This window comes from Rhodopseudomonas palustris BisB18, assembly GCF_000013745.1.
Classification (GTDB): Bacteria; Pseudomonadota; Alphaproteobacteria; order Rhizobiales; family Xanthobacteraceae; genus Rhodopseudomonas_A; species Rhodopseudomonas_A palustris_F.
This window is the reverse complement of the sequence record NC_007925.1, coordinates 2652071-2677469: the sequence shown is the minus strand read 5'-3', so window position 1 is coordinate 2677469 and position 25399 is coordinate 2652071. Positions and strand designations below refer to the sequence as shown.

The following is a 25399-nucleotide window of genomic DNA, read 5'->3' as shown; positions in this document are numbered from 1 at the left end:
CATTGGTGCAGCCGCTTAAGCCGGCGGCGTCCGGTTCCCTCCTGCCAACAAAGTGAACCTATGCTTCGAGGAATTCGTAAGGCCTCATCGAATTGGGTCGGCAAGACCATCATGATCATCGTCATGAGCGTGCTGATCCTGAGTTTCGCGGTCTGGGGCATCGCCGACATTTTCAAAGGCTTCGGTCAATCGACGCTGGCCAAGATCGGCTCGACCGAAATTTCCACCGAGCAATTCCGCCAGCTCTACACCGAGCGGCTACAGCAGATCGGCCGCCAGTTCGGCCGCCCGCTGACCCAGGACCAGGCCCGCGCCTTCGGCATCGACCGCCAAGTGCTGCAACAGGCCGTCGCCGAGGCCGCGCTCGACGAGGACGCCCGCCGCATCGGGCTCGGCCAGTCCGACGCCGAGACCATGCGCACCATCGTCAGCGATCCGAATTTCCGCGGCACCAATGGCGGGTTCGACCGCGCCCGCTTCGCCCAGGCGATCCGCCAGTTCGGCTACACCGAGCAGCGTTACATCGCCGAGCAGCGCAAGGTGTCGTTGCGCCGGCAGATCGCCGGCACCCTCACCGCCGAACTCGAGCCGCCGAAAACCCTGCTCGATGCGCTGACCCGGTTTCAGAACGAGCAGCGCTCGATCGACTATGTGAAGCTCGACGCCAACCATGCCGGCACCATCGCCCCGCCGTCGCCCGAAGTGCTCGCGGCCTATTATGCCGACCACAAGACCCAGTTCCGGGCCCCGGAGTATCGCAAGATTTCGTTCGTCGCGCTGACCCCGGAGGCGGTGGCGAAATGGACCACGGTGTCTGACGAGGACGCCAAGAAGGTCTATGAAGCGCGCCGCGACAAATTTTCCACGCCGGAACGCCGGCAGATCACGCAGATCGTGTTCCCAAATGCCGAAGAGGCGCAGGCCGCGCGCGCCAAGATCACCGGCGGGCTGTCGTTCGACGATCTCGCCAAGGAACGCGGGCTCTCCCCCGCCGACGCCGATCTCGGCCTGGTCTCCAAGGCTGAGATTCTCGATCCCGCGGTGGCCGACGCCGCCTTCGCGCTGCCGGCGAACGACGTCAGCCAGCCGATCCCGGGCCGGTTCGGCGTGACGCTGCTCAAGGTCGGCAAGATCGAGCCCGGCAGCCAGCAGAGCTTCGAAAGCGTGGCGCCGGCGCTGAAGCGCGACATCGCGATCGACAAGGCGCGGGCGTCGATCGCCGACCTGCACAACAAAATGGAAGACGCCCGCGGCGGCGGCGCCAGCGTCGTCGAGGCGGCGCAGAAGCTCGGCCTTGCCGCGGTGACCATCGAGGCGCTGGACCGCTCCGGCCGCGCCCCGGACGGCAATCCGACCGCGATTCCGCAGGGGCTCGACCTCGCCTCGGCGGCGTTTTCCAGCGACGTCGGCGTCGACAATGACGCGCTGGCGTTCGGCGGCGGCTATGTCTGGTTCGACGTGCTCGGCGTGACACCGTCGCGCGAGCGCAGTCTCGAAGAGGTCAAGCCGCAGGTCGAAGCGCGCTGGCGCGACGAGCAGATCAGCACCAGGTTGCGCGACCAGGCCACCGACATGGTGCAGAAGGTCGAAGCCGGCGGCAAGCTCGCGGATGTCGCCGCGGCGGCCGGCCTGAAGACCGAGACCGCCACGGCGTTCAAGCGCGACGGCAGCGTGGCCGGACTGCCGAGCAGCGTGGTCGAGGCGGCGTTCCGCACCGCCAAGGACGGCGTCGGGCAGGCCCCGGGCCTGAGCGGCGGCGAGTGGATCGTGTTTCGCGTCACCGACGTGAGCGTGCCGCCGGTCGATCTGGCGTCCGAGGACGCCGCCAAGCTGAAGGACACCCTGCAGCGAAGGCTCGCCGACGAATTGCTGGCGCAATACGTCGCCAGGCTGGAAACCGAGATCGGCACCAAGATCAACGAAAGTGCTGTTGCACAGGCAACGGGGGCGGCGACAAACTGATAGTCCCCGCCCCTGTGCTGCGTGTCCAAGTGCTGCGTGTCTGAAAGTCATCGATGAACGATTTCAAGTCCATTATCGGAAAGCTTGCGACCGGCGTCACGCTGTCGCGCGAGGAGTCGGCCGGCGCGTTCGACGCCATGATGTCCGGCGAAGCCACGCCCTCGCAGATGGGGGCCTTGCTGATGGCGTTGCGGGTGCGCGGCGAAACCGTCGAGGAGATCACCGGCGCGGTGGCGGCGATGCGCTCGAAAATGCTGCGGGTGACCGCGCCGGCGGACGCCGTCGACGTGGTCGGCACCGGCGGCGACGGCTCCGGCTCGGTCAACGTCTCGACCTGCGCGTCGTTCATCGTCGCGGGCGCCGGCGTCCCGGTCGCCAAGCACGGCAACCGCGCGCTGTCGTCGAAATCCGGCGCCGCCGACGTGTTGGCGGCGCTCGGCGTCAAGATCGACATCACCCCGGCTGAGGTCGGCCGCTGCATCAAGGAGGCCGGGATCGGCTTCATGTTCGCACCGACCCATCATCCGGCGATGAAGAACGTCGGCCCGACAAGGGTCGAACTCGCCACCCGCACCATCTTCAACCTGCTCGGGCCATTGTCCAACCCCGCCGGCGTCACCCGGCAGATGGTCGGGGTGTTCTCGCGGCAATGGGTGCAGCCGCTGGCGCAGGTCTTGAAGAACCTCGGCTCCGAGTCGGCCTGGGTGGTGCACGGCTCCGACGGGCTCGACGAGATCACCATCTCCGGCCCGACCTTCGTGGCGGCGCTGGCCGACGGCAAGATCACCACCTTCGAGATCACGCCGGAGGACGCCGGCCTGCCGCGCGCCGGCGCCGACGTCCTGAAGGGCGGCGACGCCGAGGCCAACGCCGTGGCGCTGCAGGGCGTGCTCGACGGCAAGCCCAGCGCCTATCGCGACGTGGCATTGCTCAACGCCGCCGCGGCGCTGATCGTCGGCGGCCGGGCCAACACGCTGAAGGACGGCGTGGCGCAGGGCGCCCAAGCGCTCGACAGCGGCGCCGCCGCGGCGAAGCTCAAACAGCTGATCGCCGTCTCCAACGCCGCCGCGTAAGGATTGGCATGTCCGACATCCTGACCAAGATCGAAGCCTATAAGCGCGAGGAAATCGCGGCCGCCAAGCGCGCGCGGCCGCTCGCCGAACTGGCGGCCGCGGCGAAGACCGCCTCGCCGCCGCGCGGCTTCGTCGCAGCGATCCGCGAAAAACTCGCCGGCGGCGACACCGCGCTGATCGCCGAGATCAAGAAGGCCTCGCCGTCGAAAGGCCTGATCCGCGCCGATTTCGATCCGCCGGCGCTCGCCAAGGCCTATCAGCAAGGCGGCGCCGCCTGCCTGTCGGTGTTGACCGACACGCCGTCGTTCCAGGGCAGCCTCGATTATCTCGTCGCGGCGCGCGCCGCGGTGACGCTGCCGGTGCTGCGCAAGGATTTCATGTTCGACACCTATCAGGTGGTGGAAGCCCGCGCCCATGGCGCCGACTGCATCCTGATCATCATGGCGGCACTCGACGATGCCGCGGCGCAAGACATCGAGGATGCCGCGATCGCGCTTGGCATGGACGTGCTGATCGAGATCCACAACCGCGACGAACTCGAGCGCGCGTTGAAACTTCGCTCGCCGATGATCGGCGTCAACAACCGCAATCTGCGCAGCTTCGAGGTCACGCTGGCGACCAGCGAAGCCTTGGCGCCGCTGATTCCCGCCGACCGGCTGATGGTCGGCGAAAGCGGCATCTTTGCGCCCGCCGACATCGCCCGGCTTGAACGGGTCGGCATTGCGACCTTCCTGGTCGGCGAAAGCCTGATGCGGCAGCACGACGTCGCCGCGGCGACGCGGACGCTGCTGGCGCGGGACTCGCTTCGTACCACCGGAACGCGGTAGTGACATACAACGTCGCCCCGCCACCCTCCCCTGAGGGGGAGGGTTAAGGAACAGTCATGGCCAAGAAAAACAAACAGACTCCCGCCGAACAGCCCGCCCTCACCCATATCGGCGAAAGCGGCGAGGCCTGGATGGTCGACGTCTCGGCAAAGCCCGACACCGAACGCACCGCGGTGGCCGCGGGCAGCGTGGTGATGAGCAAGGCGACGCTGGCTTTGATCCGCAGCGGCAACGCCAAGAAGGGCGACGTGCTCGGCACCGCACGGATCGCCGGCATCATGGCGGCGAAGCGCACCGCGGATCTGATTCCGTTGTGCCACCCGCTGGCGCTGTCGAAGGTGACGGTGGAGATCGAGCCGGACACCAAACTGCCGGGCTGCCGGGTGCGCGCCAGCGTCACCGTGACCGGCCCGACCGGGGTCGAAATGGAGGCGCTGACCGCCGTATCGGTGACGTGCCTGACGATCTACGATATGATCAAGGCGGTCGAGCGCGGCGTCTCGATCCAGGATATTCACCTGGTCGAGAAAAAGGGCGGCAAGTCCGGACACTACTTGGTCACGAACGACCGCGATAAGAGCCAACGCGGCAAGGCAAGCCGCGGCAAGGCAACGTCGGCCACGTCATGACCGCGGGGCCTCGCGGCGGCGAACAGGCGCGAGGAAACGACATGAGCGAAAGCGGTTTCTTCCTCGACGCGGTCGGCCTCAGCGTCGGCGACATCGTCGCGCTGACCGGGGCGACGCCGCGCGACGGCGCCGACCTGTCGCGCGCGATCAGCGATCTCGCGCCGCTCGACCGCGCCGGCATCGCCGATCTCAGCTTCATCGCGGAAACCAAATATGCCGGCGTGCTGGCGGCCACCCAGGCCGGCGCGGTGCTGACCACCGAGCGCTTCGCCCACCTCGCCCCGGAGAGCGTCGCGGTGCTGCGGATCGCGAAACCCTACGAGGCCTTCGTCGCGGTGGCGCGGCGGCTCTACCCCAGCGCGCTGCGCCCGACGTCGCTGTTCGGCACGCTCGGCGTTGCGCCGGGCGCCGTCGTGCACCCTTCCGCGAAGCTGGCGGCGGGCGTCACCGTCGACCCCGGCGCGGTGATCGGGCCGCGCGCCGAGATCGGCAAAGGCTCGCTGATCGGCGCCAATGCGGTGATCGGCCCGCATGTCAAAATCGGCGCCGACTGCGCGATCGGCGCCGGCTGCACCGTGACCCACAGTGAAATCGGCGACCGCGTCATCGTGCATCCCGGCAGCCAGATCGGGCAGGACGGCTTCGGCTATATCTCCAGCGCGAACGGCCATACCAAAGTGCCGCAGATCGGCCGTGTGGTGATCCACGACGACGTCGAGATCGGCGCCGGCAGCAATATCGATCGCGGCGGCATGCGCGACACCGTGATCGGCCAGGGCACCAAGATCGATAATCTCTGCCAGATCGGGCACAATTGCGTGATCGGCCGGCACTGCATCATCGTCGCGCAATCCGGCCTCAGCGGCAGCGTCACGGTGGAAGACTTCGCCGTGCTGGGCGCCCGCACCGGCGTCATCCCGCACATCACCATCGGCAAGGGCGCGATGCTGGCGTCGCGCTCCACGGTGTACAGCAACGTGCCGGCCGGCGCGGTGTGGGGCGGCTTCCCGGCGCAATCGAAGCGGCAATGGATGCGCGAAGTGGTGGCGCTGCGGCAGCTCGCCGCCCGCGACCATGACGGCCGCACGGCGGCGTCTGCAGAGGCCGCAGCGCCCTCCTCCGACGCAACCGGCGTGGATCAGCCCGACCAGGCGGCGTCCTGACGACGCCGCTCAGGCGGTCATTGCTCAGGCGGTCATTTGCTCGGGCTGGGCGCGGCGATCGACCACGAACCGGCTGACATTGTCGCAATTGAAGCAGCGATAGATGTGGCGGTCGAATTCGTGGGCGAACCCGACCGGCCGCGGTTCGACCCGCGACAGCCGCATCCGCATGCCGCAATTAGGGCAGCGCGATGGATCAAACGTAGCGTCCTGCCAAATCATGCCGCCTCCCGATCGATCGACGTGCCAATCGCTGCCGGTTGCAGGCGTCGGCCGCCACCTGAGTGCGGCGCCGCACGTCCTCCAGCCGGATCGCCATGCCGCCCTTCGGCGGCGGATCGGGATCGTCGTCGAGACGCCGCAGTGCCTCGAGGATCGACGCCAGCGCCACCGGCTGGTCGCGGCCGGGAATAAGCCGCAGCCACGGCTTGGAGTCCACCGCGTGGGCGTCGGAGGCCCAGGACGACAGCGTGGCGCGCTTCTCGGACCGCGACAATGACGGCGCGCGTAGCACCGCTTCGGGATCGCTGATACCGGCGGCCGGATCCGGGAACGCCAGAACGGTAGCCGGGGCTGCCGGCGTAGGGGTCTCAAAGTTTGTCAGGCTCATGATATCCTCCCGAACTGCTCCTTTCAAACGGGACGCCGCAAGAATTAGACGGCCGATCGCAGCCTTCAAGACCGCCGCTGAAATTTTTTTCGCGTAGTTGCGGCAGCCGCCATTGACACCCCGCCAGCGCATCCCAACTCAACGGCAGCGCCCCGCATGGCGCGGGGAGCGTAACTATCCGAGGTAACAAGTGTTACCCGAGTTCGCACTAGACGAATGGAGGCTTCCATGAACATGCGCGACATCATTCCCTGGAGCCGCGGCAACGCGCAGCCGCTCGCCCGCTTCGACGACGAGGCCAATCCGTTTCTCTCGCTGCATCGGGAGATGAACCGTCTGTTCGACGACGCATTTCGCGGCTTCGACGTACCGACGTCATTCGGCCGGCTCGCCCCGCTCGGCGGCGCCTGGCCGAAGCTGGACATCAGCGACACCGAGAAGGAGCTGAAGATCACCGCCGACGTGCCCGGTCTCGAGGAGAAGGACATCGAGGTGCTGCTCGACGACGGCACGCTGACGCTGCGCGGCGAGAAGACCTCGGAGACCAACGACAAGGACCGGCAATTCACCGAGCGGTTCTACGGCCGCTTCGAGCGCCGGATCCCGCTGGACTACGAGGTTGCCGAGGACAAGGTCACCGCGGCGTTCAAGAACGGCGTATTGACGGTAACGCTGCCGAAGACCGAACGCGCCGTCACCAAGTCGAAAAAGATCGCGATCACCAGCCAGGCCTGAGCCACAAGCGACCAAGCCACCGGAAGCGTCCGCGCTCCCGGTGGCGCCCCCTTCACGCGCCGCAAGGCCTCGGCGATCAGTCCTGGCCGATCAGGTCGCCCCCTACCACCACGCTTTGCTCATCCAGTCGGGCCGACGGTGCGCGGCAGCCGCGTCGCGCTCGAGCGCGACCAAACGCCGCCATTGCGTCGGCGCGGCGATCCGCCGATACCCGAGGGCGCGATCGCCGCAAAGGACGCCCGATGTCCGACACCGCCTCCCCGCCTCCCGCCGCGCTGCGCGGTCTCGACGCCGCCGCGGTGCGCGCCCGCCAGGCCGCCGAGGGCTTCAACGAACTGCCCCGCCCCGATCGCCGCACCCCGTTTCGCATCGTGCTCGAGGTGCTGCGCGAGCCGATGCTGGCGCTGTTGATCGGCGGCGGCGTGGTCTATCTGGCGCTCGGCGATCTGAAAGAGGCGCTGATCCTGTTGTGCTTCGCCAGCCTCTCGGTGGTGATCACCGTGGTGCAGGAAACCCGCACCGAGCGCGTGCTGGAAGCGTTGCGCGACCTCACCAGCCCGCGCGCGCTGGTGATCCGCGGCGGCGCGCGGCAACGCATCGCCGGCCGCGAGGTGGTACGCGGCGATCTGATCGTGTTGTCCGAGGGCGACCGGGTGCCGGCCGACGCGGCGCTGTTGCAAAGCCAGGACATGCAGACCGACGAGTCGCTGTTGACCGGCGAATCGGTGCCGGTGCGCAAGCTCGCCACGGCCGATGGCGCGTCGTCCGAGATCCACCGTCCGGGCGGCGACGACCTGCCTTACGTCTTCTCCGGATCCTTGGTGGTGCGTGGCGCCGGCGTCGCCGAGGTGGTGGCGATCGGCGCGCACAGCGAGATCGGCAAGATCGGCCAATCGCTCGGCGCATTGAAGACCGAGGCGCCACGGCTGCAGGCGCAGACCAGGCGGCTGGTGCGGGTGTTCGGCATCGTCGGCGGCGCGGTCAGCCTGCTCGCCGTGGTGCTGTACGGCACGCTGCGCGGCAGCTGGCTCGACGCGGTGCTGGCCGGCATCACCATCGGCATGTCGATGCTGCCGGAAGAGTTTCCCGTGGTGCTCACCGTGTTCATGGCGATGGGCGCCTGGCGGATCTCGCAGGCCCGGGTGCTGACCAGGCGCGCGGCGTCGATCGAAACGCTCGGCTCCGCCACCGTGCTGTGCACCGACAAGACCGGCACGCTGACCAAGAACAAGATGTCGATCGTGGAATTGCGGCTGCCGGACGGCGCGGCGCTACGCCCCGACGCATCGGCGACGACAGTCGCATTGCCTGCGGCGTTCAGCGGGTTGTTGCAGGCCGGTGTGCTGGCGGCGGCGCCCGATCCGTTCGATCCGATGGATGTGGCGTTTCACGAGCTCGGCAAGGCGACGCTGCCCGCCTCCTTCACGCAGCGCCAGATCGGCCGCAAGCCGGTGCAGAGCTATGGCCTGCGCCCCGATCTGTTGGCGATGTCGCAAGGCTGGGACGGCGGCGACGGCCATTCCGTGGTCGCCGCCAAGGGCGCGCCGGAGGCCATCGCCACGCTATGCCGGCTCGACGACGCACAACGCGCGCGCTTGGCGCCGCAGATCGACGCGATGGCCGAAGCCGGATTGCGCGTGCTCGGCGTCGCCCGCGCCGCGTTCACCGGCGAACAATGGCCGGCGTCGCAACGCGACTTCGATTTTGAATTCCTGGGCCTGGTCGGGCTCGCCGATCCGCTGCGCGACGCGGTGCCCGCCGCGGTGAAGGATTGCCGCAGTGCCGGCATCCGCGTGGTGATGATCACCGGCGATTATCCGGCGACCGCAAGGGCGATCGCGCGCAGCGCCGGGCTCGCGGCCGACGATTGCGTCAGCGGCGACGCGCTGGCGCGGATGGACGACGCAGCGCTCGCCGCCCGGGTGCGCAGCGCCACCGTGTTCGCGCGGATCATGCCGGAGCAGAAGCTGCGCATCGTCGAGGCGCTGAAGGCCGATGGCGAGATCGTGGCGATGACCGGCGACGGCGTCAACGACGCGCCGTCGCTGAAGGCCGCGCATATCGGCATCGCGATGGGCGGCCGCGGCACCGACGTTGCGCGCGAGGCCTCTTCGATCGTGCTGCTCGACGACGACTTCGCCTCGATCGTGCGCGCGGTGCGGCTGGGGCGGCGGATCTACGACAATCTGCGCAAGGCAATGGGCTTCATCTTCGCGGTGCACGTGCCGATCGCGGGGCTCGCGCTGTTCCCCCTGCTGTTCGGCTATCCGATCCTGCTCGGACCGATCCACATCGCGTTTCTGGAAATGATCATCGATCCGGTGTGCTCTTTGGTGTTCGAGGCCGAGACCGAGGAGAAGGACGTGATGCAGCGGCCGCCGCGCGATCCCGAGCAGCCGCTGTTCTCCGGCGCGCTGATCGGCTGGGGGCTGTTGCAGGGCGCCCTCGCGCTGGCCTTGGTGATCGGCGTGTTCGCGATCGGGCAGTCGCGGGGAATGCCGGAGACCGAGATCCGCGCGCTGACCTTCTTCGCGCTGGTGCTGTCGATCGTCGGGCTGATCCTGGTCAACCGCTCGTTCAGTTCCTCGCTGTGGGAGGCGCTGCGGCGGCCGAGCCTGACGCTGGTCGCGGTGCTGGTGCTGGTGGTCAGCGTGCTCAGCCTGTCGCTGCTGTGGCCGGCGGCGCGCGAGCTGTTCAAGTTCGGCCCGCTGCATCCCGACGATCTGGCGCTGACGCTCGGCGCCGCGGTCACCATGCTGATCGGGCTCGAGCTGATCAAGCCTTTGTGGCGCGACCGGATCCATGGCGGCGTGCGATAACACGTCTCCAATTAGTCGGAGGCGCTTCGCAAATACGAGCCGTCATTCCGGGGCGCGAGCAGCTTCGCTGCGAGCGAGCCCGGAATCCATAACCCCTGCAGGGGATATGGAGTCCGGACTTGCTCGTTCTTCGAACTCGCTCCCCGGAATGACAGCTTCATTGTGGATAACTACTTCACCAGCGGGCAGCCGCCCTCGGCCAGCGGCCGATAGGCCTGCGCGGGCGCAATCGTCGAAACCAGCTTGTAGTAGTCGTAAGGATATTTCGATTCCGACGGCGTCTTGATCTCGAACAGATAGATCGGATGGATCACCCGGCCGTCCGGGCGGATCGCGATCTCGCCGAATAACTTGTCGTGCCCCTTCAGCGTCTTCAGCTGCGGCACCACGTCCTGTGCATTGTCGCTGCCGGTCGCCGCCACCGCGTTGAGATAGGCCAAGGTCGCGGCATAGACCCCCGCCTGATTGCCGCTCGGCATCTTGCCGCCGATCCCGGGCCGCTGCGCAAAGCGCCTGGCGAAGGCACGGGTGTCGTCGCTCAGATCCCAGTAAAAGCTCTCGGTCAGCAACAGCCCCTGCGCCACCGGCAAGCCCATGGCATGGACGTCGTTGATCGCCATCATGAACGCCACCAGCGTCTGGCCGTGTTGCCGCAGGCCGAATTCGCCGGCCTGCTTCACCGCATTGATGGTGTCGGGGCCGGCATTGGCGAGACCGATCACCTTTGCCCCGGAGCCCTGCGCCTGCAACAGCAGCGAGGCGTAGTCCGAGGTACCGAGCGGATGCCTGGCGGAGCCCAGCACCCGGCCGCCATGGCCTTCGATGTAACGGCTGGCTTCGGCCTCGATACCCTGCCCCAGCGCGTAGTTCACCGTGATGAAGTACCAGTCGCGGCCGCCGCGGACCATGGCCGCCGCCGCGGTGGCGTGGCCGCTGGCCCAGGTATCGTTGGTCCATTGGATGGTGTTGGGCGAACATTCTTTGCCGGTCAGTTCCGAGGTCCCGGTGGTCGAGGCGAGAAACGTCATCCGGCTGCCGCGCAATAGCGCGTTGAGCGCGAGGCCGACCGAGGAATTCGGCACGTCGACGATGGCGTCGACTTTCTCGATATCCAGCCAGCGGCGAGCGATCGCGGCGCCGACATCGGGCTTGTTCTGGTGATCGGCGTAGACGATCTCGACCTTGGTGGCCTTGCCGCCGGCGGCGACAAAATCTTCCGCCGCCATCCGCGCGGCCTCCACCGAGCCCATGCCGTTGGTGTCCTGGAACACGCCGGAAATGTCGTTGAGCACGCCGATCCGCACCACGTCATCGGAAATCTCGGCCTTGGCCGCGCCGCAGGATGCGCTGGCCACCAGTCCCGCCGCCATCAGCGCCACTCGCACTCGCGTCATTGCCGCCCTCCGCCGCTGGTCATCGCGAGCGCAGTAGCACCGCCGCAGGTTTTCGCAAGCCGACATTGGGCCGCGCCGAGCATTTGCGCGCGCCGTCGCCGCATCGGACCATCCATCGCCGGTTACGGCTGCAAGCCCGGCGGCATCGGCGGGCTCTCGCGCATCAGCGTGATGGTGACGCGGCGGTTGGCGGCGAGCAACGGCGCGTCCGGAAACAACGGCTCGCTGTCGGCCTTGCCGGTCACCGCGAATACGTGGCTGCTCGGCAGCCCCTCGCCCTTCAGGATCTGCCGCACCGTGTTGGCGCGCTGCCACGACAGCACGAAGGCGTCGTCATCGTCGCGCCCCGGCGCCCCCGTAGACGAGGTGTGGCCGACGATCGAGATTCGCAACGCGGTGGCGCGCAGCGGCGCCGCCAGTTTGCGCACCAGCAGCATGGTCCGCTCATAGGGCAGCGGCGAGCCGTCCGGAAACATCGGCCGCCCCTCCTGATCGACGATCTGCAGATTGAGCCCCTGCGGGGTTTCCTCGAACATCACGTTCTTGGAGATTTCGGTGATCTCCGGCATCTCCTGCAGAGCTTGCCGCAGCGAGGCCGAGGCCAGCGCGAATTCACGGTCGGCCTTCAACTGGGTGCCGAGCTTGGCCATGCCGCCGCCCTCGTCCGGGCTCGGCCTGTTGGTGGCCTGGTCGGGGGCGATATGCTCGACGTTCTTGACCTTGCCGCGAGTCGGCAGACCGTCTTTTTCGATCACGCCGGAGTAACGGGCGTCCATCTGCACGCCGAAGGCTTCGCGCATCGAACCGGCGACGATCTGCAGCTTGTACTGATCCTGATGCGAAAATGACACCAGCATCACGAAGAAGCCGGTCAACAACCCCATCAGATCGGCGAAGGTGACGAACCAAGCGCCGACGTGGCCGCCGGCCTCTTCGGGCTTTTTCTTGTTGCCGCCCTGCCGCCCTAATGCCATCAGCCGTCGCCTACGCCGCAATTCGCGCGGCAACGCCGCGCATCCACGCCAGAAGCAACGAATATACCCCTGCGACCGCAGCGAATTGCTAACGCTGTGTGGCTGTCGGCAGATGCGAGACAGAACGCCGCGATAGCGTTAGCAAATCTATAACGGAGCGCGGCCTTGCCCCGCCCAGTTCTTGGAGATGCCCGGCCATGCTCGACACGCTTGCCCCCGACGCCGCCGACGCGCTGTTGTTCGATCTCGGCCGGGTGGTGATCGATTTCGATTTCGACCGCACCGTCGCCGCCTGGGCCCGCGACGTCGGCTGCACGCCGGCCGATCTGCGCGCCCGCTGGACGCCCGACGACGCCCATCACCGCCACGAACGCGGCGAGATCGACGACGCCGCGTTCTTCGCCATCCTGCGTGACCGGCTCGGCCTCGCGCTCACCGACGCCCAGTTTCTCGCCGGTTGGAACGCCACCTTCGTCGGTGCGATGCCGGGCATCGCGCCACTGCTGGCGCGCGCCGCCGCGCGGCTGCCGCTCTATGCGCTCAGCAACACCAACCCGGCGCATGTCGCGCATTTCTCGCAAGCCTATGCCGACCTGCTCGGACATTTCCGCCGCGTGTTCGCGTCGTCGGCGATCGGAGCGCGCAAACCCGATCCCGCCGCCTACGACCACGTCATCGCCGAGATCGGCGCGAAGGCTGAGCGCATCGTGTTCTTCGACGACCTGATCGAGAATGTCGAAGCCGCCCGCGCCCGCGGCCTGATCGCCGTGCATGTTCGAAGCAGCGCCGACGTGGCCCACGCATTGGATGCGCTCGGCGTGTAGCCATGTCGCGTGATCGCGACGCATAGTTTCACGTAACAAATGTGACAGCCGCTGCACAAAAATTCGGCTTAGGCAGCGTGGGATTCTTGCATGTCGAGAAACCCCGTGGCGCTTTACCAAATCTTCTCGATTGGGTTCTTACGACCGGCGCCATCACGAAGCGATCATGCTGATCGCTTAGATCAGCACGATCAAATCAACGCGTGCCCGGAAAGCTGTCTCACATGTTCACACTTCGCGGTCGGCTTGCCGGACTGTCCGGCAAATTGGCTCGTCATATCCGCCTCGGTCTGCGCGTTCAGATCGCCTTGTTGGGAATAGTTGGCGTTCTACTGACCGGCGCCATCTGCCTGTTCGGACTGAAACTCGCGGACACCGCCCAGCAACAATCCGCGCAACGGATCGCGCTGCGCGCGCACGTCGTCGAGCTGTCGGCGAATTATCTCGAGGCCGGCCTGATCGGCACCGCGTTTCTGCGCAAGCCGGACGACAAGCTGATCGCCGATCACAAGGCGGTCGTCAGTTCGGCCCACCTTCACCTCGACGCCATCGAAAAGATGGTCGAGCCGTTCGACGACGGCGACCCGTTGAAGCAGACCAGCGCGTTGCGTTCGGGGTTCAATCTCTACCTCACCCGCTTCCAAAACCTAGTCTCGGCACAGCAGGTGCTGGGGTTCAACGAAAATCAGGGGCTGCAAGGCAAACTGCGCGCCACCGTGCACCAGGTGGAAAGCCGGCTCGCCGAATTCGATCAGCCGCGGCTGTCCAATCTGATGTTGATGATGCGCCGCCATGAAAAGGATTTCATGCTGCGCGGCGACGAAAAATACACCGTCCAGTTCGACAAGCGGATCGACGAATTCGGCGAGATGCTGGCGGCGTCGGACATGTCCGCCGCCGTGAAGGCGGAGCTGGCGACGCTGATCAAGTCCTACAATGCGAGCTTCCTCGCCTTCTCGGTCAGCCAAAGCACGCTGAACGACGAAGCCGCCGATTTCGTCACGGTGTATCAGCGCAACCGCCCGGCGCTGGACGCGCTGATCAAGGCCGCGGAAGATCGCTATCAGGCCTCCGAAGCCAACGCCGTCGAATTGCGCAAGGCGCTGGCCTGGGCGATCGGCGGCGCGACGCTCTGCATCGGCATCCTGGCGCTGTTGTTCGGCCAACGCATCGCCGGGATGATCGCGCGGATGACCGGCGCGATGCAAAAGCTCGCCGCCGGAGACTTCGAACTGGTGCTGCCCGGCTTGGGCCGCCACGACGAACTCGGCGAGATGGCGCGGGCGGTCGAGCACTTCAAGGCGGTCTCGCAGCAGCGGGCCCGCGACGAAGTCGACGCCAAGATCCAGCACGACGCGATCCTCGCGCAGCGGCGCCGCGCCGACATGAACCGGCTGGCCGACGGTTTCGAAGTGGCGATCGGCGAGATCATCGAAGGCGTCTCCTCGGCGTCGATTCGATTGGAGCAATCCGCCGGTTCGCTGACCGCGACCGCGGAACGCTCGCAAGAGCTCGCCTCAGCGGTGGCGGCGGCGTCCGGTGAAGTCACCACCAAGGTGCAATCGGTGGCGGCGTCGGCCGAACAGATGGCGTCGTCGGTCGACGAGATCGGCCGGCAGATTCGCCAGTCGGCGGCGATTGCAGCGAAAGCCGCCGAGCAGACCCGCCGGACCAACGACCATGTCGGCGAACTGGCCAAGGCCGGCAGCCGGATCGGCCACATCGTCGAACTGATCACCACCATCGCCAAGCAGACCAACCTGTTGGCCCTGAACGCCACGATAGAAGCGGCGCGCGCGGGCGAAGCCGGCCGCGGCTTTTCGGTGGTGGCTTTGGAGGTCAAGGCGCTGGCAGCGCAGACCGCGCGGGCGACCGACGAAATCAACGAGCACGTCGGCGGCATCCAGGCGGCCACCACGCAATCGTCGGATTCGATCAAGGAGATCAGCGACACCATCGGGCAGATGTCGGCGATTTCGACAACCATCGCGCGCGCGGTCGAGCAGCAAGGCAGCGCGACCGCGCAAATCTCACGCAACGTTCAGCAAGCCGCGCAAGACACCCAGAACGTCGGCGCCAGCGTCACCGACGTGCAGCGCGGCGCCACCGCCACCGGGGCTGCGTCCTCGCAGGTGTTTTCCGAGGCGCGGTCGTTGTCGAGCGAAAGCGCGCGGCTGAAGGCCGAGGTCGGGAAATTCCTGGGCTCGGTGCGAGCGGCGTGACGATGATCAGCAGCGGCGCGGCGCCGCTGCGCCGGGGCAATTAAAGTCCGTGCCCCGGACGAAAGCGCAACGCGCCGCACTTGCGGCGTGGTGCGCTGCAGATCCGGGGCCGTTACGACGGCAGCCTCCGCACCGGCTCGCGGCGCCGCGCAAGCGCGGTGCTCCGCGACGGGGACTCGCTCAGCACGGCGCCTCGCGCTCAGCCTGTCCGCTTCCACCTTGTCGAATGCCCGGCGCTGCGGCTAATAGCAGGAGACGCGCGGCCGCGTCTTGGCGGATCGCGGCGGTAATAGGAGTGGCCGATGCAGGATATGGCAAAGTGGATTTTGCGCGGCGTGATCGTGGTGTTCGGCGCCGGGTTTCTCTACGTCTATGTCAGCCGCAACGGCTGGACCATCGCCGAGATGCCGACGGTGTGGGACGCCAGAGCGCCCGCCGCGAGCGACAGCGCGGCGACTGCCGCAGCCAGTCCCCCGACCGCGCCGGCCACGACCACGTCCCCCAGCGCGCCGAGCGCAAACGTGCTTGCCCGAACGCCCGCCGCCGCGCAGCCCGCTGCTGCGCCGGCCTTCCCGCAGTGCCAGCCGATCGGCCGCACCGAAAAAGGCGAACTGGTCTATTCGATGGACTGCAGGCGGCTGCCGCAGCCGTAATCGCCGCAGCACAGCCCGGCGCACCATCGGTTTGCGCGAAGCCGCGGCGGACTGCCCGCTGCGGTGCCTGACTTCCCGCGCCGGATCGGTGTACAGTTGGGCCGACGCTTCCCCCCGCGCCTTCGCGCCGCCCGCCCCCTCGGAGATCTTCCCATGGCCTTGATGCCGGTTGCCGATGCATTGGCTGCGATTCTGTCCGGCGCCGATCCGCTGCCCGAACAGCCGGTCGCGCTCGATCAGGCGCATCACCGGGTGCTGGCGCGCGACCTCGCGGCGCGCCGCACCCAGCCGCCGCAGGCGATGTCGGCGATGGACGGCTATGCGATCCGCGGCGGCGACGCCACCGCCCCGGGCACCCGGCTGCGGGTGGTCGGCGAAGTCGCCGCCGGACGGCCGATCGAGCGCGCGCTCGGCCAAGGCGAAGCGATCCGGATCTTCACCGGCGGCGTGGTGCCCGAGGGCGCCGACACCGTGGTGATCCAGGAGGATTGCTCGCGCGACGGCGACGTCGTGATTCTCGACGCGCCGGCGAAGTTCGGCCGCCACATCCGGCCCGCCGGAATCGATTTCAACGAAGGCGACGTGCTGCTGCGCCAGGGCGTGCGCTTGAGCGACCGCGATCTGGCGCTGGCGGCGTCGATGAACCATCCGCTGCTGCCGCTGCGGCGCCGCCCGCGCGTCGCATTGCTCGCCACCGGCGACGAACTGTTGATGCCGGGGGCGACGCCCGGGCCCGGACAGATTCTCTACTCCAATGGCTATGCGCTGCACGCGCTGGCCCGCGAGGAAGGCGCCGAAACCTTCGACCTCGGCATCGCCGCCGACACGCTCGATTCCACCACCGCCGCGATCCGCCGCGCCCGCGCCGAGAACGCCGACATCCTGGTCACCACCGGCGGCGCTTCGGCCGGCGACCACGACATGGTGCTGCGCTCGCTGCAGGCCGAGGGCGTCGAGATGGCGTTCTGGAAGATCGCGATGCGGCCCGGCAAGCCGATGATGCACGGCCGGCTCGGCGCGATGCGGGTGATCGGCCTGCCCGGCAATCCGGTGTCGTCCTATGTCTGCGCCTATCTGTTCATGGTGCCGTTGATCCGCGCGCTCGGCGGCCGCAGCGACGTCGCCCATTGCCGCGAGGTCGCGGTGCTCGGCCAGGACCTTCCCGCCAATGACGGCCGCGAGGACTATCTGCGCGCCGCGCTGTCGTTCGATGACACCGGCCGGCTGGTGGCGACCCCGGTGCAGCGGCAGGATTCTTCGCTGCTCGGCTATCTGTCGAAGGCGCAGGCGCTGCTGATTCGCCCGCCCTTGGCGCCGGCTGCGACGGCCGGCTCGCCCTGTCTCATCCTTAAGCTCCCGTTGTAACGATCGCCGAATGTCTTGACCGCAAATTAACCGGTTGCGGAACACATATGGAACAGATAGTGTTCGTTCATGATTTGTTTTCGGGAATTCGCCTGCGCGCGGGCTCCTGAGAACGCGGCGGGGCCCGACGCGAGGCCGTTCGCCAAGCCTCAAGGACCGGTGAAATGCTCACCCGCAAACAATACGAACTGCTGCGCTTCATCAATGAACGGTTGAAGGAAGCTGGCGTACCGCCCTCCTTCGACGAAATGAAGGACGCGCTCGACCTGCGATCCAAGAGCGGCATCCACCGGTTGATCACTGCGTTGGAAGAGCGCGGCTTCATCCGCAGGCTGCCGAACCGCGCCCGCGCCATCGAGGTGATCAAGCTGCCGGAACTCGGCGTCAATCCCGGCGGCGGCAACGGCCGCCGCGGCTTCACGCCGAGCGTGATCGAAGGCAATCTCGGCCGGGTGCGGCCCGCCGCCAGCCTTGGCGGCGACGACGACAGCGGCCGCACCGTCGCGGTGCCGGTGATGGGCCGGATCGCCGCCGGCACCCCGATCGAGGCGCTGCAGACCCGCAGCCACACCATCAGCATGCCGGCCGACATGCTCGGCTCCGGCGAGCACTACGCCTTGGAAGTGCGCGGCGATTCGATGGTCGACGCCGGCATCCTCGACGGCGACATGGCGCTGATCCAGAAGAACGACAGCGCCGACACCGGCGACATCGTGGTGGCGCTGATCGACGAAGAGGAAGCCACGCTGAAGCGCTTCCGCCGCCGCGGCGCCTCGATCGCGCTGGAGCCTGCCAACGCCGCCTACGAGGTCCGCATCCTGCCGCCGAACCGGGTCCGCATCCAAGGCAAGCTGATCGGGCTGTATCGGAAGTACTGAGCCACAGCGCCGCCGTGTTCAGGACAGCCGTAGTTGGTCGACTGAACTAATCAGATTGGCTCGGCTTGGCTCGGACCGATCCCGTGGGTCGAGCTTCAGTCCTGGTCGCTCCGCTCCGACTCCGGCGGCGTGGCATCGGCCGAGGTCGGCGCGCGGCGCTGCGGAGTGATGTCGGCGCCGGCCGAAGCTCCAGCTCCCGAAGTTCCGCCTCCGGCGGTATCGCGGTCCTCCGGAACCGCCGGCGACCACGGCCGATCGACGCCGCGCGGCCGGACCGCGATCGCGGCGAACCTGCCACCGGTTTGCCACAAGATTTGCGCGCCCTGTCGCCGCAGGCTGTCCTGGTCGATCACCGGCGCCGCACAGTCGGCCGGCGGCTGCCGCAGCGTCACGATCAACCGCACCCGCTCGCAATCCTCCGCCACTGCCTCCGGCCGCCGCGCCAACGCGACGAGACCGCCATCGGGCAGCGGCGCCACGCAACCCGCAGCATCGCAAGACACGCCCTCGGCCAATGAGGAATCGGTGACCGCGCGGCCATCGGCGTCGGCGGCGAGCCATTCCTTTAGCAAAAACGCATCCTTGCCGTCCTGCATCACGCGGAGCCGGCCATCCGCACCGCGCACCGCGACGTGGCGGCCATCGGCCGCGACCAGGATATCCGGCTGCGGGGTCAGCAAGGCCCATCCGATCGCAAGACCAAGCACCGCCGCGCCGCTGAGCCGCAGCGGCGTGCGCAACAGCCCGAGCAGGATCAGGCCAAGCGTCGATGCTAACAGCGGCCCGCTGCCGAACGCCGCGACGCGGCCGACCGCGCCGGGCAAGGCCGCGACGCCCTCAGCCACCACGATCATCCAGTCGATGCCGATGTCCATCAGCCGCCAGAACACGCCGTCGAAACCGAACGGCATCGCCGCAAGCCCCAACAACCCCGCCGGCATCACCAAGGCCGACACCACCGGCATCGCCAACAGATTGGCCAGCACGCCATAGGGCGTCACCCGATGAAAATGAAACGCCGCATAGGGCGTGGTGGCGAGACCCGCGACCAGCGAGGCTAAGCCCAGCACCATGATTTCACGGGCGCCCCATAGCGCGGCACGCGCGGTCGCGGAATTGTCCGGCGACGCAAGCAGCTTCGGCATGCCGATCTGCACCAGCGCAACCAATCCCAGCGTCGCGGCGAACGACATCTGGAAACTCGGATGCACCAAGGCTTCCGGCGAAAGCGTCAACACCACCATCGCCGCCACCGCGAGGGTGCGAAAGGTGATGGCTTGACGGTCGACCATCACGGCGATCAGCACCACCGCGGTCATCAGGAACGAGCGCTGGGTTGCGACCTCGGCACCGGACAGCAACAGATAGAACAGCGCCGCGGCGAGCGCCGCGGCCGCCGCGCATTTCTTGATCGGAAAGGTCACGGTCAAAGCCGGGATCAGCGCCAACAGCGCGCGCACCGCAAAGAACACCACGCCTGCCACCACCGCCATGTGATAGCCGGAGATCGACAGCACATGGCCCAATCCAGAGACGAACATCGCGTCGTTGACCGGGACCGAGATCGCGTCGCGCCGTCCGGTCAGAAGTGCTGTGGCGATGGCGCGATTGTCGCCGCTCAGCGTCAGCCGAATGCGCGCGTCGATGGCGTCGCGCAAGCCCTGCATGGTCGCGGCATAGCGCAACGCGAAGCCAATCTCGCCGGGCGGCGGCCGCGGCTTGATCGCGCCCATCACGAAGCCGGTGGCGGCGATGTTCTGGAAATACAAGTCGCGTCCGAAATCGTAAGCGCCGGGCCGCAGCGGCTGCAGCGGCGGGGTCAGCCGCGCCTTCAATTCGACGAAGCTGCCGACTTGCGGCGCCGTGCCCTTTTTCACCGACAGCCGCACCCGTTCGAACTTGATCGGATCGCGTGAAACATCCATCTGCGTGATGCGCAGCACGAAGCGGTCGGTCTTGTCGCGCTCTTCGTGGGTTTCGACGAAACCTTGCAGGCCGACCGAATGCATCGGCCGCGCCAGCACGCCATGCGCGATGCGGTTGGCTTTCAGCGCCACGGTGGCAAAGCCCGCGGCCAGCGCCGCGATCAGCACCGCCAGCGCGAACACCCGCTGCCGACGCAGCGCCACCGCGGCGGCGCCGAAGCCGGCGGCGGCGAGTGCCGCCACCCAGGCGATCGGCTCATGGTCGGCGGCGAAATACAGCGCAATGCCGGCGCCGAACGAAACCGGCACCCAGGGCAGCAATCGCCCGGCCCCGGCCTCGGCGTGAGCCCAGCCGCGCAACCGTTCGATCAACGCCTGCCAAGCGCGAACGCCGAACGGCACCAGGCCAGCAGCCCGCGCGGCTTCGCCCAACGGCCAGGTGCGCGCCCCTGCTCGCGCCCCCGTCTTGGGCCTGCTGTTGCCCGCTTCGCTCACCCCGCACGCCCCTGACGAGCCGTGCGGTCAAAATGAAACAAAAGGTTGCAGCCCGCAACCGCGGACTGCGGAGCATCAGGTTGAGGCCGTCAGCCCTTGGCGACCTCTTTGGCAAACGTATCGCGCAGCCCGATGGTGCGGTTGAACACCGGCTTGTCCGGCGTGGACTCCCGATCGGGCACGAAATAGCCCTGCCGCTCGAACTGCATCACCTCGCCCGCCGCGGCCTGCAAGGCTGCCGGCTCGACCCGCGCGTCGCTCAGAACTTCCAGCGACTGCGGATTGAGATCGGCGGCAAAGTTGGCCGCATCCGGCGACGGGTTGACGAACAGCGGGTTGTAGACCCGGATTTCCGCCGGCACGGCGTCGGCCGCGGACAGCCAGTGCATGGTGGCTTTGACCTTGCGGCCGTCCGGCGCGTTGCCGCCGCGGGTCGCCGGATCATAGCTGCAGCGCAGCTCGACGATTTCGCCGGCGGCGTTCTTCACCACGTCGGTGCATTTGATGAAATAGGCGTAGCGCAGCCGCACCTCTTTGCCGGGCGATAGCCGGAAGAACTTCTTCGCCGGGGTCTCCATGAAGTCGTCCTGTTCGATCCACAATTCGCGGCCGAATGTGATCTTGCGGCTTCCCGCGGCCGGATCATCAGGATGGTTGATGGCCTCCAGCGTTTCGCTCTCGCCTTCGGGATAATTCTCGATCACCACCTTGAGCGGCCGCAGCACCGCCATCCGCCGCAGCGAGCTCTTGTTGAGCTCTTCGCGGATGCAGAACTCCAGCATGCCGACATCGACCACGCTGTTGGCTTTCGCCACGCCGATGCGCTTGATGAATTCACGGATCGCCGCCGGCGGCACGCCGCGCCGCTTCAGGCCGGCGATGGTCGGCATCCGCGGATCGTCCCAGCCGTTGACGTGGCCCTGGCGCACCAGCTCGGTGAGCACCCGTTTCGACAACAGCGTGTAGGTCAGATTGAGCCGGGCGAATTCATACTGCCGCGGCTTCGACGGCACCGGCAGCTTGTCGAGCAGCCACTCGTACAGCGGCCGATGGTCCTCGAATTCCAGCGTGCAGATCGAATGGGTGATGCCTTCGATCGCGTCGGACTGGCCGTGGGCGTAATCGTAGCTCGGATAGATCGACCAGGCGTCGCCGGTGCGCGGATGGGTGGCGTGCAGGATGCGATACAGCACCGGGTCGCGCAGGTTGATGTTGCCCGCCGCCATGTCGATCTTGGCGCGCAGCACCCGCGCGCCGTTGGGAAATTCGCCGGCCTTCATGCGGCGAAACAGCTCGAGATTTTCTTCGACGCTGCGCTCGCGAAACGGCGAGTTCTTGCCGGGCTCGGTCAGCGTGCCGCGGCTGACGCGAATCTCCTCCTGCGACTGGTCGTCCACATAGGCGTGCCCGGCTTCGATCAGGGCTTCCGCCCAGCCGTACAGCCGCTCGAAATAATCCGAGGCGTAAAACAGATCGGTTCCCCAGTCGTAGCCGAGCCAGTGCACGTCGGCCTGAATCGAATCGATGTATTCTTGCTCTTCCTTGGTCGGGTTGGTATCGTCGAACCGCAGGTGGCAGCGGCCGCCGAACTCCTGCGCAATACCGAAATTCAAAGCGATCGACTTGGCGTGGCCGATGTGCAGGTAGCCGTTCGGCTCCGGTGGGAAGCGCGTCACGATCTGCGCGTGTTTCTTGGAGTCGAGATCGGCCTGAACGATATCGCGAATGAAATCGCGCCCTGCCTCAGCCGTCGCTGCCTCTGCCGTCATTGCTGTGAATTCCTGCGTGTCGGGACCTTTAGGCGTATGTGCCAAATCCGGAGCGCCCCGCCAACCCCGGTTGTCCGATCGAGAGCTTTGTTTATGCATCGTTCCTGCTATACACCCTGCGCGCTGCTCCGGCGTGCCAATCATTGCAGACCTGAATGACCCTTCCCGTCGTCACCCGCTTCGCCCCCTCGCCCACCGGCTTCCTCCACATCGGCGGCGCCCGCACCGCGCTGTTCAATTGGCTTTACGCCAAGAAGCGCGGCGGCAAGATGCTGCTGCGGATCGAGGACACCGACCGCGAACGCTCCACCCAGGCGGCGATCGACGCCATCCTCGACGGCCTGAAATGGCTGGAACTGGGTTGGGACGGCGACGTGGTCTACCAATATGCCAACGCCGCCCGGCACCGCGAGGTGGTGGACGAGATGCTGGCCGCCGGCACCGCGTATCGCTGCTATGCCAGCGCCGAGGAATTGGCGCAGATGCGGGAATCCGCCAAGGCCGAAGGCCGCACCCGGTTCTACAACGGGCTGTGGCGCGATCGCGACCCGTCCGACGCCCCCGCCGGGGTCAAGCCGACGGTGCGGCTGAAGGCGCCGCTCACCGGCGAGACCGTGATCGAGGATCAGGTCCAGGGCCGCGTGGTGTGGCAGAACGACAATCTCGACGACCTCGTGCTGCTGCGCGGCGACGGCAGCCCGACCTACATGCTGGCGGTGGTGGTCGACGACCACGACATGGGCGTCACCCACGTCATTCGCGGCGACGACCACCTGATCAATGCCGCGCGGCAGAAGCAGATCTACGACGCGCTCGGCTGGGAGATTCCCAGCATGTCGCACATTCCGCTGATCCACGGTCCGGACGGCTCGAAACTGTCGAAGCGCCACGGCGCGCTCGGCGTCGACGCCTATCGCGCGATGGGCTATTTGCCGGCCGCGCTGCGCAATTATCTGGTGCGGCTGGGCTGGAGCCACGGCGACCAGGAAATTTTCTCCACTGAGGAAATGATCGAGGCGTTCGACTTGCCGGCGATCGGTCGCTCGGCGGCGCGTTTCGATTTCGCCAAGCTGGAAAACCTCAACGGCCACTACATTCGCCACGCCGACGATCAATCGCTCGTGACCATGCTGGAAGACGTATTGCGGTATATTCCGCATGGTGACGAGATCGCCGCCAAGATCAACGACACCACCCGGGCGCAATTGCTGCAGGCGATGCCGGGCCTGAAAGAGCGCGCCAAGACGCTGCTGGAACTGATTCACAGCGCCGACTTCATCCTGGCCGACCGTCCGCTGCCGATCGAGCCGAAAGCCCAGGCCGTGCTGACGCCTGATACCCGAAAATTGATAGCTCAGCTGCGCGCGGCGCTTGAGACGGTGACGTCGTGGTCGGCTGCGACCACCGAAGCGGCGATGCGGGCATTCGCCGAGCAGCACGGGCTCAAGCTCGGCGCGGTGGCGCAGCCGCTGCGCGTGGCGCTGACCGGGCGCACCACCTCGCCGGGGATTTTCGACGTGCTGGCGGTGTTGGGACGGCAGGAATGCCTCTCGCGGCTCGCCGACCAGGCCTCGGAATAGGCCCAGGATCCCGTCTTCGCGCGACGGGTCGGTGCGCCTTGCAGTGCACACGGCAATGAGCTACGCATTCAACCTGCACAAATAGAACGTCCGGCTTCCGGCGCCGTCTGTTTCAGATGGTGGTTGGAGTTGGCCGCTCGGCAACGATCTCATCGGGGACCACACGATGGACGCAACAACAAACACCAAGAACGCCACGCTCACGGTCGGCAACAAGACCTATGATTTCCCGATTCTCAGCGGGACTGTCGGGCCTGATGTCGTCGACATCAGCAAGCTGTACGCCCAGGCCGGGATGTTTACCTACGATCCGGGCTTTACCTCGACCGGCAGCTGCCAATCCAAAATCACCTACATCGACGGCGACGCCGGCATCCTGCAATATCGCGGCTATCCGATCGAGCAGCTCGCCGAAAAGGGCGATTTCCTCGAGACCTGCTATCTGTTGCTGTACGGCGAATTGCCCGACAAGGCCGCGAAGGAAGACTTCGACACCCGGGTCACGCACCACAACATGGTGCACGAGCAGATGGCGCGGTTCTTCCAGGGCTTCCGCCGCGACGCCCACCCGATGGCGGTGATGGTGGCCTCGGTCGGCGCGATGGCGGCGTTCTATCACGACTCCACCGACATCACCGATCCGACCCAGCGGATGATCGCCTCGATCCGCATGATCGCAAAAATTCCGACCCTGGCCGCGATGGCCTACAAATATTCGGTCGGCCAACCCTTCGTCTATCCGAAGAACTCGCTGAGCTACGCCGCCAACTTCCTGCGGATGTGCTTCGCCACGCCGTGCGAGGAATACGTCGTCAACCCGGTGCTGGCGCGCGCGCTCGACAAGATCTTCACGCTGCACGCCGACCACGAGCAGAACGCCTCGACCTCGACGGTGCGGATCGCCGGCTCGTCGGGCGCCAACCCGTTCGCCTGTATCGCCGCCGGCATCGCCTGCCTGTGGGGACCGGCGCATGGCGGCGCCAACGAAGCCGCCTTGGCGATGCTCAAGGAGATCGGTTCGGTCGAGAACATTCCCGACTTCATCAAGCGGGTGAAGGACAAGAACTCCTCGGTGCGGCTGATGGGCTTCGGTCACCGCGTCTACAAGAACTACGATCCGCGCGCCAAGATCATGCAGCAGACCTGCCACGAGGTGCTGGCGGAGACCGGCCACGGCGGCGATCCGCTGCTCAGGGTGGCGATGGAGCTGGAGAAGATCGCGCTCAGCGACGAGTACTTCATCGAGCGCAAGCTGTACCCGAACGTCGACTTCTATTCCGGCATCACGCTGAAGGCGATGGGCTTCCCGACCGACATGTTCACCGTGCTGTTCGCGGTGGCCCGCACCGTCGGCTGGATCAGCCAGTGGAGCGAGATGATCGAGGATCCGCAGCAGAAGATCGGCCGTCCGCGGCAGCTCTACACCGGCGCCACCCACCGCGACTACGTCGAGATCGACGCGCGCAAGTAACGCGCGCGCCGACGACTTCGATCAACGGCCC

At 67.0% G+C, this 25399-nt stretch carries 20 protein-coding genes; 14 read left to right on the top strand and 6 right to left on the bottom strand.

The window, feature by feature from the left end:
- Window positions 1-60: 60 nt before the first annotated feature.
- From RPC_RS12345 to lpxD, 5 genes are read left to right on the top strand one after another with little or no spacing between them, the layout of a single operon-like run.
- Window positions 61-1962, top strand: a complete 1902-nt coding sequence (locus RPC_RS12345) for a peptidylprolyl isomerase (RefSeq protein ID WP_041801756.1) — start codon at window positions 61-63, stop codon at window positions 1960-1962.
- Window positions 1963-2015: 53 nt separating this feature from the next.
- Window positions 2016-3035, top strand: coding sequence for an anthranilate phosphoribosyltransferase (gene trpD / locus RPC_RS12340; RefSeq protein ID WP_011472915.1), 1020 nt, complete (start codon window positions 2016-2018; stop codon window positions 3033-3035).
- 8 nt (window positions 3036-3043) lie between these two features.
- Window positions 3044-3862: an indole-3-glycerol phosphate synthase TrpC gene (gene trpC / locus RPC_RS12335; RefSeq protein WP_011472914.1), complete on the top strand. Its 819-nt coding sequence runs from the start codon at window positions 3044-3046 to the stop codon at window positions 3860-3862.
- Window positions 3863-3918: 56 nt separating this feature from the next.
- Window positions 3919-4491, top strand: coding sequence for a cyclic pyranopterin monophosphate synthase MoaC (moaC, locus tag RPC_RS12330; protein ID WP_011472913.1), 573 nt, complete (start codon window positions 3919-3921; stop codon window positions 4489-4491).
- 41 nt (window positions 4492-4532) lie between these two features.
- A complete protein-coding gene (gene lpxD / locus RPC_RS12325; RefSeq protein WP_011472912.1) occupies window positions 4533-5654 on the top strand; it encodes a UDP-3-O-(3-hydroxymyristoyl)glucosamine N-acyltransferase in 1122 nt (373 codons plus the stop codon).
- Between the two features lie 24 nt (window positions 5655-5678).
- On the opposite strand, the gene RPC_RS26185 is transcribed toward lpxD, so the two are convergent.
- Together RPC_RS26185 and RPC_RS26810 are read right to left on the bottom strand one after the other, a co-directional pair.
- Complete coding sequence (locus tag RPC_RS26185; RefSeq protein WP_157043198.1) at window positions 5679-5825, bottom strand: hypothetical protein; 147 nt, start codon at window positions 5823-5825, stop codon at window positions 5679-5681.
- Window positions 5826-5850: 25 nt separating this feature from the next.
- Window positions 5851-6264 (bottom strand): hypothetical protein, encoded by a 414-nt coding sequence (locus RPC_RS26810; protein ID WP_011472911.1) that lies wholly within the window; start codon window positions 6262-6264, stop codon window positions 5851-5853.
- A 228-nt stretch (window positions 6265-6492) separates the two neighbouring features.
- Between RPC_RS26810 and RPC_RS12315 the strand changes: the two genes are divergently transcribed.
- Together RPC_RS12315 and RPC_RS12310 are read left to right on the top strand one after the other, a co-directional pair.
- Window positions 6493-6999 (top strand): Hsp20/alpha crystallin family protein, encoded by a 507-nt coding sequence (locus RPC_RS12315; protein WP_011472910.1) that lies wholly within the window; start codon window positions 6493-6495, stop codon window positions 6997-6999.
- A gap of 242 nt (window positions 7000-7241) precedes the next feature.
- The gene (locus RPC_RS12310) at window positions 7242-9818 is read left to right on the top strand and encodes a cation-translocating P-type ATPase (RefSeq protein WP_011472909.1); all 2577 of its coding nucleotides are present in this window, start codon (window positions 7242-7244) and stop codon (window positions 9816-9818) included.
- A 170-nt stretch (window positions 9819-9988) separates the two neighbouring features.
- Here the strand turns inward: RPC_RS12310 and RPC_RS12305 are convergent, their stop codons facing one another.
- Together RPC_RS12305 and RPC_RS12300 are read right to left on the bottom strand one after the other, a co-directional pair.
- On the bottom strand, window positions 9989-11212 hold the full coding sequence (locus RPC_RS12305) for an ABC transporter substrate-binding protein (RefSeq protein WP_011472908.1): 1224 nt from the start codon (window positions 11210-11212) through the stop codon (window positions 9989-9991).
- 122 nt (window positions 11213-11334) lie between these two features.
- Window positions 11335-12186, bottom strand: coding sequence for an OmpA/MotB family protein (locus RPC_RS12300; RefSeq protein WP_011472907.1), 852 nt, complete (start codon window positions 12184-12186; stop codon window positions 11335-11337).
- Window positions 12187-12383: 197 nt separating this feature from the next.
- Here RPC_RS12300 and RPC_RS12295 point away from each other — a divergent pair, with 197 nt between their 5' ends.
- From RPC_RS12295 to lexA, 5 genes are all read left to right on the top strand, one after another.
- Window positions 12384-13010, top strand: a complete 627-nt coding sequence (locus RPC_RS12295) for an HAD family hydrolase (protein WP_011472906.1) — start codon at window positions 12384-12386, stop codon at window positions 13008-13010.
- A 224-nt stretch (window positions 13011-13234) separates the two neighbouring features.
- Window positions 13235-15232: a methyl-accepting chemotaxis protein gene (locus tag RPC_RS12290; protein ID WP_011472905.1), complete on the top strand. Its 1998-nt coding sequence runs from the start codon at window positions 13235-13237 to the stop codon at window positions 15230-15232.
- A 302-nt stretch (window positions 15233-15534) separates the two neighbouring features.
- Window positions 15535-15885, top strand: coding sequence for a hypothetical protein (locus RPC_RS12285; RefSeq protein WP_011472904.1), 351 nt, complete (start codon window positions 15535-15537; stop codon window positions 15883-15885).
- A gap of 153 nt (window positions 15886-16038) precedes the next feature.
- Window positions 16039-17250: a molybdopterin molybdotransferase MoeA gene (glp, locus tag RPC_RS12280; RefSeq protein WP_011472903.1), complete on the top strand. Its 1212-nt coding sequence runs from the start codon at window positions 16039-16041 to the stop codon at window positions 17248-17250.
- 164 nt (window positions 17251-17414) lie between these two features.
- On the top strand, window positions 17415-18128 hold the full coding sequence (gene lexA / locus RPC_RS12275; RefSeq protein ID WP_011472902.1) for a transcriptional repressor LexA: 714 nt from the start codon (window positions 17415-17417) through the stop codon (window positions 18126-18128).
- A 95-nt stretch (window positions 18129-18223) separates the two neighbouring features.
- Here lexA and RPC_RS12270 read toward each other — a convergent pair whose 3' ends face one another.
- Window positions 18224-20548 (bottom strand): ComEC/Rec2 family competence protein, encoded by a 2325-nt coding sequence (locus tag RPC_RS12270; RefSeq protein WP_011472901.1) that lies wholly within the window; start codon window positions 20546-20548, stop codon window positions 18224-18226.
- Window positions 20549-20637: 89 nt separating this feature from the next.
- Window positions 20638-22317 carry a glutamine--tRNA ligase/YqeY domain fusion protein gene (locus tag RPC_RS12265; protein ID WP_011472900.1) on the bottom strand — a complete coding sequence of 560 codons (1680 nt, stop codon included), beginning with the start codon at window positions 22315-22317 and terminating at the stop codon, window positions 20638-20640.
- A 155-nt stretch (window positions 22318-22472) separates the two neighbouring features.
- Here RPC_RS12265 and gltX point away from each other — a divergent pair, with 155 nt between their 5' ends.
- Together gltX and gltA are read left to right on the top strand one after the other, a co-directional pair.
- Entirely contained in the window at window positions 22473-23897 is a 1425-nt protein-coding gene (gene gltX / locus RPC_RS12260) for a glutamate--tRNA ligase (protein WP_011472899.1), read from the top strand.
- A gap of 166 nt (window positions 23898-24063) precedes the next feature.
- The gene (gltA, locus tag RPC_RS12255; RefSeq protein ID WP_011472898.1) at window positions 24064-25368 is read left to right on the top strand and encodes a citrate synthase; all 1305 of its coding nucleotides are present in this window, start codon (window positions 24064-24066) and stop codon (window positions 25366-25368) included.
- Window positions 25369-25399 lie beyond the last annotated feature (31 nt).